This is a genomic window from Sphingobium wenxiniae (assembly GCF_007830065.1).
Lineage (GTDB): Bacteria > Pseudomonadota > Alphaproteobacteria > Sphingomonadales > Sphingomonadaceae > Sphingobium > Sphingobium wenxiniae.
Genome location: NZ_VLKK01000083.1, coordinates 1 through 1,108 on the forward strand (window position 1 = coordinate 1; position 1,108 = coordinate 1,108).

General features: G+C 66.6%; 2 protein-coding genes. Both read right to left on the reverse strand.

The features are described from left to right. Window positions 1–889, reverse strand: an 889-nt coding sequence (locus tag IQ35_RS20995) for a HEPN domain-containing protein (protein WP_145076257.1), incomplete at its 3' end; no start/stop codon positions are given. After that, window positions 807–1,108 (reverse strand): N,N-dimethylformamidase beta subunit family domain-containing protein (locus tag IQ35_RS21350; RefSeq protein ID WP_206752000.1); only part of this gene is annotated, 302 nt, incomplete at its 5' end. The genes IQ35_RS21350 and IQ35_RS20995, both read right to left, overlap by 83 nt.

Sequence of the window (1,108 nt, forward strand, 5' to 3'; positions counted from 1 at the left end):
GTTCGGCGCAGATCGCGCCGGCGATCGTGTGGAGATGCTTCACGCGGTCAACGAGCCAGGCCAGTTCGTCGGCGGTGATTTCATAGGCATGGGAATAGCGGGCCTCGACATAGGCGCGCTGCAACTGCGCGAAATGGCGGCGGGCGGCGCGGGTATCGCGCGGCCAGGCTTCGATCAGCCGGGGATCGAGATTTTCGGCGAGCGAGCGCAGGATGCCGAGACGGTGCGATTTGGGCGCGTAGAGCGTCAGGACGAGCAGCACGGCGTTATAGACCCGCTCGACGGCCTGGTGGAGCATGAACGCGGCATCGCGCGGCACGCCATCGGCAATGCTGTCCCGGGCGAGCTTGAGCGCGTGCGCGGCGAGCGGGAACCAGTGGTCGCGATGGCGCAGGGCTTCGGCGTGGCGTTCCTGCGCGTCGAGCTGGCGCGGCACGGCGAGGGCTTGCCCTGGCGCTTCGTAGAGGGCGATGCCGTCGCGGGCTATGTCGGCGAAGAAGGGACGGCCGCGCGCGAGCTGGTCGTTCACGTCCATCAGCGAATGCACGATGAAATTGACGGGTGTGGCGAGGTGCCTGGTGACGGTCAGCTCGCGCACCAGATGATCGTCGGCGACCGCCCACCATGTTTGCAGATCGGTGAAGGTGTCGGCGTTGACGACGACGAGCAGGTCATAATCGGAAATGTAACCGCTGGCGCGATCCTCGACCCAATCGCCGCGTGCGTAGGAGCCGAACAGGATCAGCTTGAGGATGCGGCCGCCCTTGCGCTTGTCCGAGAGCTTGGTTTTGACGGCATCCTCAAATTCATCGAACAGGACGCGGGCGACCCGTTCCAGCTCGCGGCGCTTGACGGCGGGCAGATGGTCGAGGCCGGTCCGCATCGTCATCCGATCGTCGCCGGCGAGATCGCCAGCGTCGGGTCGGCGTCGGGATGATCGAGGAGCTTGAGTTGGCATAGACCTGATAGCTCAGCGTCGGCATCAGCACCGCCACGGGCGCGCGCTCGTCGCCCGGCCTCGCCGTGACGAAGAACGGCACCTTGTCCTCCCCGCCGTCGCACAGGAGGTAGAAGGCGTAGACGCCCGACGGCAGATCGTCGGGCGGGG